Genomic DNA, 15,464 nt, shown 5'->3' on the forward strand with positions numbered 1-15,464 from the left:
GATCATCGAAATTACTTAGGTAAGCCTAACTTAAGGGAAGGCGGGTTCGAGGGTGAGCATCGAGATCCACCGCGACGCCTGGGGGATCCCCCACCTCCGCGCGGGCAGCGCGCGGGAACTCGCCCGCGCCCAGGGCCGGGTCACCGCGCGCGACCGTGCCTGGCAGCTGGAGGTCGAACGGCACCGCGCGCAGGGCACCTCGGCCGCCTTCCTCGGTGCCGGGGCCCTGTCCTGGGACACCCTCGCGAGACGGGCCCGCCTGGACGACACGGCGAGACGCTGCTTCGGGGCGCTGGAGAGACGGGACCCGGAGACCGCCGAGTGGGTGCGAGCGTACGTCGACGGCGTGAACGAGGAACTGCCGTCCGCCTCCGCCCCCGAGTTCGCCCGCGTCGGGCTCGCCCCCGGACGCTGGGAGCCCTGGACCCCGCTCGGCGTCTGGCTCGCCACGCACATCCTCTTCGCCGGCTTCCCCGCCAAGCTCTGGCGGGACGAGGCGATACGGCACCTGGGCCCGGACGCGGTCGGTCTCTTCGCCGCCGACGGCCCGGGCACCTCCGGAAGCAACGGCTGGCTGGTCGCCGGCGCCCGCACCACCACCGGCCAGGCCGTCCTCGCGGGCGACCCCCACCGCTTCATCGAGGACCCGGGCGTCTACCAGCAGATCCACCTGGTCTGCCCCGAGTTCGACGTCATCGGTCTCGCCGTACCCGGCGTCCCCGGCATCGCCCACTTCGGCCACACCGGCACGGTCGCCTGGTCCATCACCAACGCCATGGCCGACTACCAGGACCTCTACCGCGAGCGCCTGCGCCGAACGGGGGCCGGTGTGGAGGCCCTCGGCCCGGACGGCACCTGGCAGCGCGCCGCCCGCCACACCGAGACCGTCGAGGTGGCGGGCGAGACTCCGGTCGAGATCGAGGTGATCGAGACGGACCGGGGCCCGGTGATCGCAGGGGGCCCGGAGGGGCTGGAGGGGGGAGGAGTACTGGAGGAGCCCCCGACCACGGATGCCTCCCGCCCCGCACCCCTCACCACCCCCGGCCCGGCAGGGGCAGCCGCTTCCCCGGCCGCCGCCCCTGGTCTGGCAGGGGCAGCCGCTTCCCCGGCCGTCCCTCCCGGTCCGGGACGGGTAGCCGCTTCCCCGGCCGCCACCCCCGGCCCGGCAGGGGCAGCCGCTCCCCCGGCCGCCACCCCCGTCGCCCTCTCCCTCCGCTACCCGCCCCGAGTCACCGAGGACCTCGGCTTCAGTGCCCTGCTCCCCCTCCTCCGCGCCCGTCGCACCGCCGACGTGGACCGTGCCTTCGACCTGTGGGCCGAGCCCGTGAACGTCGTCCAGGCCGCCGACAACGAGGGCGGACTGCTGCACCGGGTCGCCGGCCGGGTCCCCGTGCGCGCGCAGGCCAACCGGCTGCGGCCCGTCCCGGCCTGGGAGCCCGGGCACGACTGGCGGGAATGGCACGACACTCCCCGCGCCGGTCTCACCGACGGCATCGCCGTGATGGCCAACCAGCGAGGCCCCGCCACCCCGCTCGGCGTCGAGTTCGCCCCGCCCCACCGGGCGAACCGCATCACCGCCCTGTTGAAGGAGAAGGAGCACTGGTCGGCCGCCGACATGCCCTTGATCCACATGGACACCCATCTCGCCTCGGCGCAGCCCCTGTTGGATCACCTCGCGGCCCTGGACGACGCACGCTTGAGCCCCGAGGCCACGATCATCAGGGAAACGATCCTCCACTGGGATCGCCGTATGACCGCGAGCAGCACGGAAGCCGCCCTGTACGCCGCCGTGCGCAGCGCGGTCGTACGACGGCTCGCCGCCCACCCCGCGTTCGCGGCCCTGGCCGACCCGCCCGCCTACCCCGACGTCCTCCTCCCCTGGCTCGGCCTCGTCCCCCGGATCGCCTTCGCACTCGAACACCTGCTGCGCGCCGAGGAGTTGTACAGCATCGACCGGGCCGAAGCCGTGCGCGAGGCCCTGGAAGACGTGGCCGCCGAGCCGCCGCGGGGCGTCTGGGGCGACACGCACCGCCTCACCCCCTGGCGGGCGCTTCCCGAGAGCGAGCCGGACGCCCCCGCCCTCGCCCCCGCCCTCGACGGCGACCACGACTGCGTCCTGTGCACCTCCGCCCTGCCCGGACTCACCGACCTCGCCGCGCGTGGCCCGGCCGCCCGTTACGTCTGGGACCTGGCCCGCCGCGAGGACAGCCTCTGGGTGGTCCCGCTGGGCGCCTCCGGCACGCCCGGCTCACCCCATCACCGCGACCAACTGCCCCTGTGGCTCAGGGGAGATCTCGTCCCGGTCGTCACCGACCTGCAGCAGATGACGAAGGAAGACTGAGGAGACCGATGTCCGACACCCCCACCCGTGAAGCGGTCCACACCCAGACGGTGGACGGCTACGGCACCGTCCGCATCCTGCGTCTCGACCCGCACGCCGACGCCCCGACCGTGCATGCCTGGGTGCGTGAGGAACGCGCCGCGTTCTGGGGCATGAACGGCCTCAGCCAAGAGCAAGTGGCCGCGATCTACGCCCACTTGGACACCCTCGACACCCACCACGCCTATCTGCTGGAGAAGGACGGCGAACCGGCCGGACTCCTGCAGACCTACGAGCCGGAGGCCGACCGCGTCAGCGAGTGCTACCCCGTCGAACCCGGTGACATCGGCATCCACCTGCTGCTCCCACCCCCCGGACCGCACGGCGGCCGTCCCGGCTGGTCGTCGGCGCTGCTGTCCGCCGTGGCCTCGTACGTGCTGCTGGGCCTGGACAAACGGCGGGTCGTGGTCGACCCCGACGTGCGCAACGAGAAGGCCGTCGCCCGCTTCCTGAAGCAGGGCTTCGTGGCCGGAGACGCGGTCGTGCTGCCGGAGATCGACCTCCCGGACGTGCACCTGCCCGAGAAGCACGCCCAACTGGCCTTCCTGACAAGGGAGGTAGCCTTCCCGGGTGACGCCTGACGACCTCGTCGCCCACTACAACCTGGTACCGATCCCCCGCGAGGGCGGACTGTTCCGGCAGACCTGGGCCGGAGCCGAGCGTGCCGACGGAAGGCCGCACGGCACGGCGATCGTCGCCCTCCTGACCGCGGACGACTACTCCGCCCTGCACCGCCTGCCCAGCGACGAGATCTGGCACCACTACCTCGGCGACCCGCTGGAGATGCTGCTCCTCGCCCCGGACGGCACGACGGCCACCGCCGTCCTGGGCCCGGACATACGCGCCGGCCAGCACCCCCAGCTGACCGTGCCGGCGGGCACCTGGATGGGGGCCACGACCCTCGGCGCCTGGACCTTCTTCGGCTGCACGATGGCCCCCGGCTTCACCTACGAGGACTACGAGCACGGCAGCGCGGCCGAACTGACGGCGCGTTACCCGTCCGAGGCCGCCCGGATCGCGGGACTGTGCCGTCCATGAGACTCCTGGACGGACAGGTCGCCCTGGTCACGGGCGCGGGCGGCGGCATCGGACGGGGGATCGCGCTGCGGTTCGCCGAGCAGGGCGCGGCGGTCGCCCTCCATTGCCGTACGGCCGGGACGGCGGCGCGTGAAGTGGCCTCCCGCATCGAGGACTCGGGCGCCCGGGCCGTCGTACTGGAAGCGGATCTGCGGGACGAGGACGCGTGCCGGGAGCTGGTCCGGGAGGCCGCCGCGTGGGGTGGTGGGCTGACCGCCCTGGTCAACAACGCCGGCGTGCAGCCCGTCCAGCCGCTGCCCGGGATGACGGCCGCGCAGTGGCGGGCCGTCGTGGACACCAACCTCGGCAGCGTCTTCGCGTGCACCCAGGCGGCCGCGGAGCTCATGCGGCCGGGCGGGTCCGTGACCCACATCGCGTCCGTCGAGGCGGGCCACCCCGCGCCCGAGCACGCCCACTACTCCGCCTCCAAGGCCGCGATCGTGGCGCACGCGCGGGCGGCGGCCCTGGAGTACGGTCCGTACGGCATCCGTGTGAACACGGTCTCGCCCGGGCTGATCGACCGGGAGGGGCTGGCGGCGGCCTGGCCGGAGGGGGTGGAGCGGTGGGTGCGGAAGGCGCCGCTGGGCAGGCTCGGGCGGCCCGAGGACGTGGCCGACGCGTGCGTGTTCCTCGCCTCCCCGCTCGCGTCCTGGGTCACCGGGCACGACCTGGTGGTGGACGGCGGGGTGTCCGCCCGGCCGACGTGGTGAGCGCTCGGGGGTTCGCGTCCGTACATGTCGGGAAGACCGCGAGCCCAGGTACGGAGTAGTGACGTGAGGTGTGAGCGTGCAGGCAGCAGCGCAGGCCGGCGAAGGCGAGGACTTCAAGGGCTGGTGCTGCTGGGCAGCGTGCTGGTCCTGCTCCTCTTCGGCGGTGCGGGAGCGGCCTCGGCCCACGCGGCTCTCCGGGCCACCGACCCCGAGGACGGCACCGTCCTCAAGTCCGCCCCCCGGGACATCACCCTGACCTTCACCGAGTCCGTCGGCCTGCTCGACGACTCCTTCCGGGTGCTGGACCCGGACGGCAAGCGCCTGAAGACCGGTGACGCCGGACACGGTGCGGGCGGCTCGGAGACGGCTCGGGTCTCGCTGCCCGCCAAGCTCGCCCAGGGCACCTACACGGTGGCCTGGCGGGTGGTCTCGGCCGACAGCCACCCGGTGTCCGGCGCCTTCACCTTCTCCGTCGGCAAACCCTCCCCAGCCATCGTGGTCGCGGACACCGGCCCGACCGAGAACCCGGCCACGGAGAGCCTGTTCAACATGGGCCGCTATCTGGCCTACCTCGCCGCGGCCCTGCTCATCGGCACCGCCGTCTTCGTCGCCGCCTGCCGCCCCCCGGATCCGTCCCGGCTGCGCCGCCTGCTGTGGGCCGGCTGGGGCACCCTGCTCGGTTCGACGGTGTTCCTGCTGGTGCTGCGGGCGCCGTACGAGTCGGGGGCGGGCCCGGCCTCCGCGTTCTCCCTGAGGGCATTCGAACGCACCCTGACCACCCGCCCCGGCGAGGCGCTCCTGGTCCGCCTGGCACTGCTGCTGGTGGCGTACTTCTTCGTCGTACGACTGCTGCGGCTCGGCGAGGAGAGGCTGCCCCGCGTGTGGCAGGCGGCGGGCGGTGCGCTCGCCGTGGGCCTCGCGCTGACCTGGGCCGCCGCCGAACACGCGTCCGCCGGGATCCAGGTGCCGGTGGCGATGACGTCCGCGGTGCTGCACGTGCTGGCGATGTCGGTCTGGCTGGGCGGCCTCGCGGCCCTGCTCACCACCCTGTACCGGGCCTCTGCGCAGCTCCCGGCCGTCGTCCTCGCCCGCTTCTCCCGGCTGGCCTTCGCCTCCGTGACCGTCCTCGTCGGCACCGGCGTCTACCAGTCCTGGCGCGGCCTCGGCTCCTGGGGCGCCGTCACCGGCACGACGTACGGCCATCTGCTCGTCCTCAAGCTGCTCGCGGTGACACTGCTGCTGGCGGCGGCGAGGCTGTCGCGGCAGTGGACGGGACGGCTGGTGAGGGTCGCGGCTGAGGGGGAGTCGGAGGTGGTCGTACGGGAGAAGGTGCCGGCGGCGGTCGCGGCCGAGGGGGAGTCGCAGGCGGCCGTACGGGGGAAGGTGCCGGCGGCGGTCGCGGCGGAGGGGGAGTCGCAGGCGGTCGTACGGGAGAAGGTGCCGGAGCGGGTGGGTGGACCGCCGTCGGCCCCGGAACCGGCGCCCGCCACCCCCGGTCCGACCGCCGCACCTGCCTACCGGCACGGCCTGCGCCGTTCCGTGCTCGCCGAAGTGGCCGTCGGGGTCGTGGTCCTGGTGCTGAGCACCGTGCTGAGCGGCACGCTGCCCGGCCGGGCGCAGGCCGAGGCGGCCGAGGCGGGCCCGGCCACGGGCGGACTGCCCGCCGCGTCCGTGACCGACGTCCCCTTCGCGGTGGGCGGCGCCACGGGCAAGGTGCAGATCACCCTCGACCCGGGCCGCACCGGCGACAACTCGGTCCAGGCCATCGTCTACGCGGCCGACGGAGGCCTCGCCACCGTCCCCGAACTCCGGTTGTCCTTCACCCTCCCGGCCAAGGAGATCGGCCCGATCGACGCCGGGCTGAAGAACAGGGGCGGCTACTGGGGCACGAACGACCTCACCCTGCCCCTCGCGGGCGACTGGCGGATGAAGGCGACCATCAGGGTCTCCGACGTCGACCAGATCAGCGTGACGAAGACGGTGAGGATCGTGGGCTGAGCGGGTCGAGCGGGTCGAGCGGGTCCTGCGGGTCCAGCAGGTCCGCCATGGTCTCGGCGGCGTGCACGGCGGCCGCTGCGCAGCAGTTGTTGAACAGGACGTGGAGTTCGTCGACCTGCTCGGCCAGTGCGGGCAACCGCGGTACCCACTCGGCGAGTTCGGCGCGCGGGTAGTCGTACCGGAAACGCTCCTCCTTGCTGCCGCGGCCCCAGGAGGAGCTGCGCCCGTGGAAGCGCACGACGGACAGCCGGGGCGCGGTGACGGGGGTGACCGGCGGCAGGGAGGCGGGCAGCCCCTGGCGCATGTCCACGGCCACGGCGGCGAAGTCGTACTTGCCGAGCAGCGCGCGGGTGAGGTCCTGCTGTCCCTCCTCCCACCAGGACGGATGCCGGAACTCCACGTGGACGGGCCATCCGGCGGTCCGTTCCGCGGTCTCCTCCAGGAACCGCTCCGCCCGCGCTCCCGGCCGCAGCCACGGCGGGAACTGGAACAGCACCCCACCGAGCCGCCCGGCCTCCCGCAACGGCTCGACCCCGGCGGCGAACCGCGCCCACACCTCCTCCAACGGCACGTCCGCGAGGGCGGGCTGCTTCACCGGATGCCCGGTGAGCGGGGCGTACGCCTTCACGTCGAAGACGAACCCGGCGGGCGTGCGCTCCACCCACAGACGGCTGTTGCGCTCGCTGGGCAGGGCGTAGAACGTGCCGTCCACCTCCACCACCGGGAACCGCTCGGCGAAGTACCGCAACCGCCCCTCGGCGTCCCGCCGGCCCGGCGGGTACCAGCCGCTGCGGACGAGGGCGGGATCGGTCCAGGAGCACGTGCCGACGAGAATGCGGGTCATGGGGGCCCGGGTACCGACTTAAGGTGCGGCCATGACTTCCCAGGCGTATCTCTCCCAACTCTTCTCGCTGGACGACCGGGTGGCGCTGGTGACCGGCGGGAGCTCGGGCATCGGCAGGGCGATCGCGGGGGCGTTGGCGCGGGCGGGGGCGAGCGTGGTGATCGTGGCCCGCAGGGAGCCCGAACTGACGTCGGCGGTCGAGGAGTTGCGGTCCGGCGGCTGCCGGGCGGCCTGGGTGAGCGGTGACTTGAGCACCAGGGAGGGGGTCCGTACGGCGGCAGAGGCGGCCGCCGCCCTGTTCGGCGAGCCGGACATCCTGGTCAACTCCGCGGGCATCAACCTGCGTCCACCGATGACCGAGCTCACCGACGACGTGTGGGACACCACCATGGCCGTCAACCTGGAGGCCCCCTACCTCCTGGGCCAGCGTTTCGGCCCCGGTATGGCCGAGCGCGGTTTCGGCCGGATCATCCACATCACGTCCCAGCAGGCCCACCGCGCCTTCGTCCAGAGCGGCGCCTACGGCGTCTCCAAGGGCGGCCTGGAGTCCCTGGCCCGCTCCCAGGCCGAGGCGTGGTCCCCATACGGCGTCACCTGCAACACCCTCGTCCCCGGCTTCGTCCTGACCCCCCTCAACTCCCGCCTCGCCGACGACCCGGACCAGGTCGCGACCCTGGCCGCCCGCACCATGACCGGCCGCAACGGCCTCCCCGAGGACTTCGCGGGCGCCGCGGTCTTCCTGGCGAGCGGGGCGTCGGCGTATGTCACGGGGCAGTCGGTCTTTGTGGACGGGGGGTTGTCGGTGCACTGAGCCGGGCGGGTCCTCGGGGCCCGGGTGTCATCCGGCGGAGCACAGACCGTCCGTCGGGCAGAACATGGCCCACACCGCGTTGTAGCCGGACCGTACGGTCAGGGAGGCCGGATCGGGTCCGGCGTTGAGGCCGGAGCCCGGGTCGGGTGTGGCGGTGAAGGTGACGGTCGTGCCGACCGGGAAGCGCGCCTCGCACGGACCGGTCGAGTTCGCCGGGGGTGCCTCGTCGCTGTACGAGACGGCGTGGCCCTGCTGAGCGAACTCTCCGACCCCGCCGACAGCCGCCTGTGGCGCGAGCTGCTGCGCGACCACGGCATCCGGGACATCGCCTCCCTGGTCTTCAAGGACCGCTTCGGCTGCTGGGGCCACCTCGACCTGTACCGGTGCGACCGCCCCTTCAGCGCCGCCGAGACGGCCTGCCTGGGCCGCCTGACCGCCCCGGTGACGACGGCGCTGCGTCGCAGCCGGGCACAGACCTTCGTCGTACGGCCGCCCCACGCGCGGCTGCCGGGCCCGCTGGCCCTGCTGCTCGACCGTGACCTGCGGGTGCTCGCCCAGACCCCGGCGACCTCGGCGTGTCTGAGCCGCCTGGTGCCGCCAGGGTGCGGCCGCCCGGCGGGGCACGCCTGCGTGTACGACGTCGCCGCCCAGCTGCTGGCGGTCGAGGCGGGCGCCGACACCCACCCGCCGCGCTCCCGGGTCCACCTCGCGGACGGCCTGTGGCTGACCCTGAGCGCGGCCCGCATCGACGGGGTGCTGCCTTCGGAGCGCCGGCACGGCATCGCCGTCACCGTTGAGGATGCCTCGCCTGCGGAACGGCTCACGCTGTTCGCTAGATCCTTCGCCCTGAGCCCCCGCGAGGCGGACGTACTGCACCACCTGGCGAACGGCGGCGACAGCCACACGGTGGCCCACCGCATGTCCCTCTCCGCCCACACCGTCCAGGACCACCTCAAGTCGATCTTCACCAAGACATCGACGAACAACCGCGTGATGCTGCTGGCACGGGCGCTGGGAGCGTGAGTTCTCATCGCCCGCAACACCTCGTCTGCTCGGTGAGAGCTTCCTGGACCTCGGTGATCTCGGTGATCGGTATCTCGCGAAGCTCTGTGTGGGGTGCTGTCGGACGCCCCTCGGCCTGGCCACCACCTCATCACTGAAAGGCAGATGAGACGGCCGCGGAGATCGATGTCGCCGTGGCCGGCCAGCGTTAGGCCGCTCATGTACATCTGTTACATTCATGACATGAGTGAACCGGTCATCGAATCCATGGCGGATGTCCGCAGTCACCTCGCTGACGTCATTGATCGCGCCCGGCGGGAGGGAACCCCGACGATCATCACTCGGCGTGGTAAGCAGGAGGCCGTCGTGATCGACATCCAGGAGTACCAGCGCCTGCGTGAGATCGTGGAGAACGCCGAGGAGGCGTGGCTCAACCGGCTGGCCGACGAAGCCGAGTCGGAGGGGTCGGTCTCGCTCGAAGAGATGGCCCGCATGCTGCGTGCCGATCAGCGCTGACCTGATGGGGTACGTCACGCGCTTCACACCGCACGCCCAGCGGAACATGCTCAAGGTCCCGCGCCCGGATGCCCGGCGCATTCTGTATCGCCTCGCCGAACTCCAGAAGGCGCTGGACGCCGGCGACACCGCCTCGTTCGACATCAAGGCCCTCCAGGGGCACAGCGCCCGCTGGCGACTCAGGGTCGGCGACTACCGCGTTGTCTACACCGTTGAGGACGGCCAGCTGATCGTGTGGGTCCTGGTGGCCGTCGGCAACCGTCGCGACGTCTACCGCCAAGTTCCGTAGGCCCTCCGCGGTGCGGGCTGCAACTACGCACGACGAAGGGCCCCACCGCGAACGGTGGGGCCCTTCGACATCGTGCCCGGTGAGGCACTGGCGGAGGATACGAGATTCAAACTCGTGAGGGGTTGCCCCCAACACGCTTTCCAACTATCCGCACGACCGTACGCAGGCGTTGGTGGGGGTTCACACGGCAGGTCAGGCGGGGCGAGCGTACGGCGATGAACGGTGGCGGTCGTCAATGCACTGGACAAAGAACAGGACAACGAGTGGCTTGCAGATAAGACTGAGCCAGCAGATTTGCATCGGGCTACTCCGGCCTCGCGTCACCTGCAGCAATTCCTGGCACATCCATTCGCGTGGGAGGCCTGGGGACGGATCTCGGACTCAGCCGCTGTCCCCGGAGCGCGACTTCAGCCATGCCATAACCTGCAGGGAATGCTCTAGCTTTGGTCCGTACACATCGGGTCGGGACATGGCAAGGGTGCGGCGGATCCTGACGGCTTCTTCGATGGCGGTCAAACCGTCCTCGCGCTGACCGAGGTCCCCAAGCTGAACGGCGAGGTTGTTCAGGCTCATGGCGAGGTTGGGGAGAAACGCGTCCGGGCGAGCCTCCGCCAAGGTGCGGTAGGCAGCAACGGCTTCTTCGATGGCGGTCAAACCGTCCTCGCGCCGACCGAGGTCCCCAAGCCGAATGGCGAGGTTGTTCAGGCTCATGGCGAGGTTGGGGAGAAACGCGTCCGGGCGAGCCTCCGCCAAGGTGCGGCGGATGCTGACGGCTTCTTCGATGGCGGTCAAACCGTCCTCATGCCGACCGACGTCCCCAAGCCGATTGGCGAGGTTGTTCAGGCTCGAAGCGAGGTCGGGGAGCTGCGCTGTATCGGCGGCTACCCGAGCGCGTTGGTGATCGACGAGTCGGCTGGTGAGCTGGACCGACAGCTCGGCGAGGCGGTGACTGATTTCAGGCAGGCTGGCACACAGATGCTCCACAAGTTCGGAGGAGGTATCCGGGGATTCCGCGATGGTGTGCAGTGCGGCCAGCAGCGGCTGGGGATTCTCGGTCTGAGGGATGGCCTGCATAGCCTCGTTCGCCAGGACATCCGGGTTCGATACGCATAGCGCGGTGAGTGCCGTACCGAGTGACTGGAAGGTGCGATGGCTGGTGGTACGGGCGTAGACGGCCACCAGCTGGGCGAGCTGGGCGTGGGTGGCGCCAGGAAGGATCGTCGTGGCCAGGGCAGCGTTCTTTTGCAGGCGCCGTCCGACGTGTTGTTCGGCCAGGCGATCTGGTTGCAGGCTGCCGAACGGCAGCTCACCGCTCCCGGGATACAGGCCGGCGATCCAGGTCCGGGTGGCGTTGATCCGGTCCGGGTCGGCGGTGCCGATGACGCGGCACAGCAGCGCATTGGCCTGCTCGCGGTCATCGGCTCCGGCCAGGAAGACCGCGGCCAGGACGTCTTTGAGGCTGTCCAGCCGCGGCATGCCCGGGGCGGTGGCACTGCGCTGCCAGTAGCTGCACTCGTGCGCGAGCAGGCGGTCTTCCACCGAAGGGGCGAGCATGGCGGCGGACTGACCGGCGATGACGGGATCGGCTGCGTCAAGGAGATCGGCGAGCGCAAGCATCTGCAAGGTCAGGGCATGGCCCAGTCCCGGACGTGCGGCGGGGGCGGGCAACCGGGAAGCCAGCGCCCGCCAGTCGGACCGCTCCTGGCCGACGACTCGCGGCAGGTGTCCGGCGAAGGCGGCCACCGCCTGGCGGTAGGTCTCCGCCCACTGCTTGGGATCGGGCTGGAGCGCGGCGAGCGGGGTGGTGATCGTCGCGCCCAGCAGTTCCTGCGCCAGTCCGCTGGTCTGCAGGTCCTCCCACCAGTCGCCGGCGGTACGTGCCAGCAGAAGCACCTTGAACGCTTCTCTCCCGTCGTGGCGCGCGGCGGCCTCCCACACGTGCGTCAGCTGCTCGGTTCGGGTCTCGGCATAGTCCACCACCAGCAACAACGGAACCATGGCGTCTTTGAGGGCCGCGATGTCGCCGCCGTCGGCGGTGCTCCGCAGCCATAGTGTCGTCCGCCCGGCGGCCTCCAGCCGTGCGGTCAGCTCATACGCCAGGCGGGTCTTGCCCTGCCCGGCCGGTCCCGTGATCAATCTGGCGTCGAAGCCGACCTGGGCACACCAGTCGTCCAGCTCCTGCAGCAGCTCGTGGCGGCCGTGGAAGGTTACGACCTGCCGGTCGGCACGCAGCAGCGCCGCCGGCGACTTGGCTGGCCCGGTATAGGCCGACTCGGTCAGGTGCTGCCATTCCACCGGTTCCAACCGAGGAACCGAGCCGTACCCGCTTTCCTGCAGGACCTGACGGAACTCCGGATCGGCCAGCAGCACATGCGCCGGCACCGCTTCCAGCTGGCCATGACGCCAGCCCCTGGGCGCGACGGCAAGGACGCCCGTCAACAGGTCGCCGCAAAACAGCGCGGCCCCGGAAATCCCGCCCCAGGGTGAGGCGTCGTCCTCCAGCTGCTCCGGCGGCTGGCCCTCGACCTGCATCACATAGCGCTCGCCGCCCGCGCGCGGGGCGGCTGTCAGCCTGCCGGCCGGATGCCAGGACAGCTCCGGGCTGCCCGTCCGCTGCACCATCTGTGGATATCCCCAGCTCTCGCAGGCAACGCCCGGGATGTGGGTGGCCAGCCGACCCCAGCGAAGTGGCGCGCCGTTGACCGGCGCCCAGGCCTCGTCCGTGATGTACAGCAGCGCTGCGTCGTCGGCCTTCTCCGGGGTGCCGCGCCAGACGACCTCCGCCCGGAACTCACCCGGCGGCTCGTGCGTCGGCAACTGCACCGCGACCTCGTCACCCACGCCGGGGGTGCAGTGCGCGGAGGCCAGCACCAACCGCGGCCCGATCACATAGCCAGACCCCAAGGCGGGCCCGACCACACACACCACCCGCCGCTCATCCACGCCCCGCTCCCCGTCAGCCGGTTCAGCCCCGAGTTCGCCCCACCGTCCAGTCGCCCCCGCCCCGTTGCCGCGGCTGCAGCGAGATCGTGACCCGGTGCGTCCGCCCCTGTTCCACCGCCCCCTGTGCCTCCGCGCTCACCACCCACGCCTTAAAGCCGGCCTTGGCCTCCGCGCTCTTGCGCAACTCCACGGCGAACTCCAGCTCTACCGCGCCGACCTTGAACTCCACGTCCTGCCCGACACCACGCGCGGCCGCCTCCAGCAGCTCATCACGCAGCGCCGCAACGGCATCCGCCAGTCCAATCTCCATGCCCGCTGCCTCCTCCGCACCACCGACAGTGCTCCCTCGGGCTACCCCGCGCGTGTCGGGCTGCGTTGAGGTTGCCCAGCCCGTCCGTGCACTGCGGTCAAGTCCGTATTTCCGACCAACCTGTTGAGAACTGACTCCATGTATACAGGCGGGTGTTGGTGACGTAACGGCTTTCAAGAGGATCTCGCGGAAGACAGCTGGACGTCCCGCCCACGGCCAGCACCATCGACAAAGCATCGACACGCCGGGGTCACCCCGGGGCACCAGCGTCCAGGACCGTATGAAGGGAGTCCCATCGGCAGCCTTGCTGCGGGCTCCATCGACCTCGTGTGACCTGTGAGTTTCCTTGACCCCGATACCGCTGGGGGACATCTGGGGGGGGAATCAGCGTCTGCGACCCTCTTATGTCCGATCCTCAAGCGGTGCGGAGAGCCGGGCGCTACGCGCCCTCACACCGAACTCGCTCACTCGTGGTTGGCAGTACGCGGAGCACGACGAGGTCCTGGTAGGGGCCCCAACCGCAGCGGTTTTCAAGACCATTGCGGTTCGGGGGCGGATGTGTTCTCGACCAGTGCCGACACCGTGTTCGGTCTGCACGGCAGGCCCATTGGCGCACACATGGCCCACAGGGCTGCCAGTCGCGGTGTATCCGGGACATCATCGCCGCCACCTCCGGCCGGCACCCGCTCCTGGACGACGTCTCGGTCAAGGCCGCGGGCCCCGGCTACACGCGCCGCTGGGATGCCGAGCGCACCGCGTGGATGCGGGACCAGGTCGTGTCGGATGACGCCGACGACGTGCTGACGGACGGGGCGGGACCGGGACTGCGGCTGTCTGCTCTGAGCCCGCGGCCGGAGTTGCCGGAGGAGGAGCTGGCGCGCCGATTCCGCGAGGAGATCGATGCCCGGTTCGCCACCGCACCCGACCCGAACGCTCCGGGCGGCGACACCCCGCCGCCCGCCGGAGGCGGGTTGAACCTGTCGGCGCTGCGGGGCGAGCAGGACAGCCCCGCGCAACAGGCCGCACTCGCCGCGCTGCTCGCCGCCGGCCCCGCAGGCACCGGAGCATCCGCGATCGCCCGCGCGCTCGCCGACGCCTACGGCACAACCCGCCAGACAGTCGTCGGCTGGCTGAAAACGTGGATGCAGGACGGCACCGCCGTACGCGTCGGTGAGGGCACCAAGGCCCGCTATGTCCACCAGTCCTACTGGTCCGGCAACTGATCGCTTGCGCTTGTCGTCCGCGCTGCACCACAGGCCGCCTGTCGGGCCCTGGAGGCTCGGAAACCACTTGTGACCTGCGAGGCGACAAGCGACAAGACAAGACAAGCGACAAGCCAGACGACAAGCCGCACGACAAGAGAGCCGACAAGCAACACGACAAAAGCACACTAACCACCGCACGGGCCGGTTCCCCCGGCAGTGCAGTCCAGTGACATACCCCGAAGGAGCAGAAATGAGCCAGCACACCTCGCCCGGTCACATGGCCCCGCACATCCCCGCCGACGCCTACCAGCGCGCGCAGGCGACCGGACAGCCGGTCGTCTTCGTCATCCAGGACAACACCACCGCGGCCTTCCCCTGGCAGCGACTGCTCATCCCGTTCGCGATCGCGGGCGCCGCAGCGCTCGGCACCTGGGGCATGGTCGCCGCCCTGTGCTGGCTCATGGACGTCGCCGCCCACACCGCCACCGTCATCGCTGGGGCGGCCGGACCGGTCGGCGCCGGCGGCATCACGCTCAAGGTCTTTTCGAAGAAGTAGCTACGCCAAGGGCGGCCCCCACGTCTCGGCAAAGAACCGGGGCCGCCCTTGTCCGCCAGTCACCATCAAGGAACTGGAGACATCCAGCATGACCCAACCCACCGACATCCGGCGAGTCCGCGCCTTACTCGCTCAGACCGAACCCGTTCGGGTGCTCGATGCCTACTGCTGCATCGGTGGCGCCGCCAAGGGCTACCGGCGCGCGTTCGGCAACTGCCACATCACCGGCGTCGACATCCAGGCGCAGCCGGACTATTGCGGCGACGCCTTCCACCAGGGCGACGCCATCGAGTACATCCGGGCCCACGGCCACGAGTACGACTTCATCCCGATCGCCTTGTTGCGGGCCTTGCTGGTGCCCTTGGCGGGGGCGCCTTCTCCCTGGCAGGGCGGGGAGGCGTGGGTCGCCCCGACCCGGGCCGCCCTGGAAGCCACCGGCCAGCCGTTCGTAATGGAGAACGTGCCGGGCTCCGCGGTCCGCAAGGACATCCGCCTGTGCGGTGAACAGTTCGGGCTCGCGGTACTCATGCACCGCTACTTCGAACTCGGAGGCTGGACCACATCACAGCCCGCGCACCCCAAGCACCGAGGCTACGTACGTGGTCACCGGCACGGCGTCTACCGCGAGGGCCCATACGTGGCCGCGTACGGCAACGGTGGCGGCAAGGCCACCGTGCAGGAGATCCGGGACGTGAAGGGCATCGACTGGTCCACCGATCACCTCCGTCTGCGCGAGGCCCTGCCACCCGCCTACACGGAGTGGATCGACCGGGCCTTCCTCGCTTCCCAGACGCTGGGGGTGGCAGCGTGAGCAACCACCTGC

The 15,464-nt window shown here is 71.2% G+C and carries 15 protein-coding genes; 12 read left to right on the top strand and 3 right to left on the bottom strand.

The window, feature by feature from the left end; all coding sequences use genetic code 11:
- Positions 1-52 precede the first annotated feature (52 nt).
- The 5 genes from D1369_RS21305 to D1369_RS21325 all read left to right on the top strand — a co-directional run bounded on the left by D1369_RS21305 (position 53) and on the right by D1369_RS21325 (position 6,165).
- Entirely contained in the window at positions 53-2,341 is a 2,289-nt protein-coding gene (locus D1369_RS21305; protein WP_118082572.1) for a penicillin acylase family protein, read from the top strand.
- A gap of 8 nt (positions 2,342-2,349) precedes the next feature.
- Positions 2,350-2,961, top strand: a complete 612-nt coding sequence (locus tag D1369_RS21310) for a GNAT family N-acetyltransferase (protein WP_037900692.1) — start codon at positions 2,350-2,352, stop codon at positions 2,959-2,961.
- Positions 2,951-3,418, top strand: a complete 468-nt coding sequence (locus D1369_RS21315; RefSeq protein ID WP_007383113.1) for a cupin domain-containing protein — start codon at positions 2,951-2,953, stop codon at positions 3,416-3,418. The genes D1369_RS21310 and D1369_RS21315 overlap by 11 nt, the downstream gene beginning before the upstream one ends.
- Complete coding sequence (locus tag D1369_RS21320) at positions 3,415-4,167, top strand: SDR family NAD(P)-dependent oxidoreductase (protein WP_007383112.1); 753 nt, start codon at positions 3,415-3,417, stop codon at positions 4,165-4,167. The genes D1369_RS21315 and D1369_RS21320 overlap by 4 nt, the downstream gene beginning before the upstream one ends.
- A 123-nt stretch (positions 4,168-4,290) precedes the next feature.
- The gene (locus D1369_RS21325; RefSeq protein ID WP_007383111.1) at positions 4,291-6,165 is read left to right on the top strand and encodes a copper resistance protein CopC; all 1,875 of its coding nucleotides are present in this window, start codon (positions 4,291-4,293) and stop codon (positions 6,163-6,165) included.
- Here the strand turns inward: D1369_RS21325 and D1369_RS21330 are convergent.
- The gene (locus tag D1369_RS21330; protein ID WP_007383110.1) at positions 6,131-7,009 is read right to left on the bottom strand and encodes a DUF72 domain-containing protein; all 879 of its coding nucleotides are present in this window, start codon (positions 7,007-7,009) and stop codon (positions 6,131-6,133) included. The genes D1369_RS21325 and D1369_RS21330 overlap by 35 nt on opposite strands.
- A 31-nt stretch (positions 7,010-7,040) precedes the next feature.
- On the opposite strand from D1369_RS21330, the gene D1369_RS21335 reads away from it, so the two are divergent.
- The 4 genes from D1369_RS21335 to D1369_RS21355 all read left to right on the top strand — a co-directional run bounded on the left by D1369_RS21335 (position 7,041) and on the right by D1369_RS21355 (position 9,627).
- Entirely contained in the window at positions 7,041-7,820 is a 780-nt protein-coding gene (locus D1369_RS21335) for an SDR family oxidoreductase (protein ID WP_007383109.1), read from the top strand.
- A 243-nt stretch (positions 7,821-8,063) separates the two neighbouring features.
- Positions 8,064-8,843 (top strand): helix-turn-helix transcriptional regulator, encoded by a 780-nt coding sequence (locus D1369_RS21345; RefSeq protein WP_240436086.1) that lies wholly within the window; start codon positions 8,064-8,066, stop codon positions 8,841-8,843.
- Between the two features lie 222 nt (positions 8,844-9,065).
- Positions 9,066-9,338: a type II toxin-antitoxin system Phd/YefM family antitoxin gene (locus tag D1369_RS21350; protein ID WP_037903441.1), complete on the top strand. Its 273-nt coding sequence runs from the start codon at positions 9,066-9,068 to the stop codon at positions 9,336-9,338.
- 4 nt (positions 9,339-9,342) lie between these two features.
- On the top strand, positions 9,343-9,627 hold the full coding sequence (locus D1369_RS21355; protein ID WP_037903439.1) for a type II toxin-antitoxin system RelE/ParE family toxin: 285 nt from the start codon (positions 9,343-9,345) through the stop codon (positions 9,625-9,627).
- A 381-nt stretch (positions 9,628-10,008) separates the two neighbouring features.
- Here D1369_RS21355 and D1369_RS21360 read toward each other — a convergent pair whose 3' ends face one another.
- Both D1369_RS21360 and D1369_RS21365 read right to left on the bottom strand, forming a co-directional pair.
- Positions 10,009-12,570, bottom strand: coding sequence for a tetratricopeptide repeat protein (locus tag D1369_RS21360; RefSeq protein WP_007383105.1), 2,562 nt, complete (start codon positions 12,568-12,570; stop codon positions 10,009-10,011).
- Positions 12,571-12,592: 22 nt separating this feature from the next.
- The gene (locus tag D1369_RS21365; protein ID WP_007383104.1) at positions 12,593-12,880 is read right to left on the bottom strand and encodes a trypco2 family protein; all 288 of its coding nucleotides are present in this window, start codon (positions 12,878-12,880) and stop codon (positions 12,593-12,595) included.
- A gap of 776 nt (positions 12,881-13,656) precedes the next feature.
- On the opposite strand from D1369_RS21365, the gene D1369_RS21370 reads away from it, so the two are divergent.
- The 3 genes from D1369_RS21370 (at position 13,657) to D1369_RS21380 (ending at position 15,452) form a co-directional block, all read left to right on the top strand.
- A complete protein-coding gene (locus D1369_RS21370) occupies positions 13,657-14,103 on the top strand; it encodes a hypothetical protein (protein ID WP_202477028.1) in 447 nt (148 codons plus the stop codon).
- 232 nt (positions 14,104-14,335) lie between these two features.
- Positions 14,336-14,641, top strand: a complete 306-nt coding sequence (locus D1369_RS21375) for a hypothetical protein (protein WP_037900690.1) — start codon at positions 14,336-14,338, stop codon at positions 14,639-14,641.
- Between the two features lie 88 nt (positions 14,642-14,729).
- Positions 14,730-15,452 carry a hypothetical protein gene (locus tag D1369_RS21380; protein ID WP_007383101.1) on the top strand — a complete coding sequence of 241 codons (723 nt, stop codon included), beginning with the start codon at positions 14,730-14,732 and terminating at the stop codon, positions 15,450-15,452.
- Positions 15,453-15,464: the final 12 nt, after the last annotated feature.

Origin of the sequence: Streptomyces sp. CC0208, from assembly GCF_003443735.1 — a bacterium.
Lineage (GTDB): Bacteria > Actinomycetota > Actinomycetes > Streptomycetales > Streptomycetaceae > Streptomyces > Streptomyces sviceus.

Coding starts and splice junctions, on each gene's coding strand:
- D1369_RS21310 (WP_037900692.1), top strand. CDS start 2,350: ATGTCCGACACCCCCACCCGTGAAGCGGTCCACACCCAGACGGTGGAC.
- D1369_RS21320 (WP_007383112.1), top strand. CDS start 3,415: ATGAGACTCCTGGACGGACAGGTCGCCCTGGTCACGGGCGCGGGCGGC.
- D1369_RS21330 (WP_007383110.1), bottom strand. CDS start 7,009: ATGACCCGCATTCTCGTCGGCACGTGCTCCTGGACCGATCCCGCCCTC.
- D1369_RS21335 (WP_007383109.1), top strand. CDS start 7,041: ATGACTTCCCAGGCGTATCTCTCCCAACTCTTCTCGCTGGACGACCGG.
- D1369_RS21350 (WP_037903441.1), top strand. CDS start 9,066: ATGAGTGAACCGGTCATCGAATCCATGGCGGATGTCCGCAGTCACCTC.
- D1369_RS21355 (WP_037903439.1), top strand. CDS start 9,343: ATGGGGTACGTCACGCGCTTCACACCGCACGCCCAGCGGAACATGCTC.
- D1369_RS21365 (WP_007383104.1), bottom strand. CDS start 12,880: ATGGAGATTGGACTGGCGGATGCCGTTGCGGCGCTGCGTGATGAGCTG.
- D1369_RS21375 (WP_037900690.1), top strand. CDS start 14,336: ATGAGCCAGCACACCTCGCCCGGTCACATGGCCCCGCACATCCCCGCC.
- D1369_RS21380 (WP_007383101.1), top strand. CDS start 14,730: ATGACCCAACCCACCGACATCCGGCGAGTCCGCGCCTTACTCGCTCAG.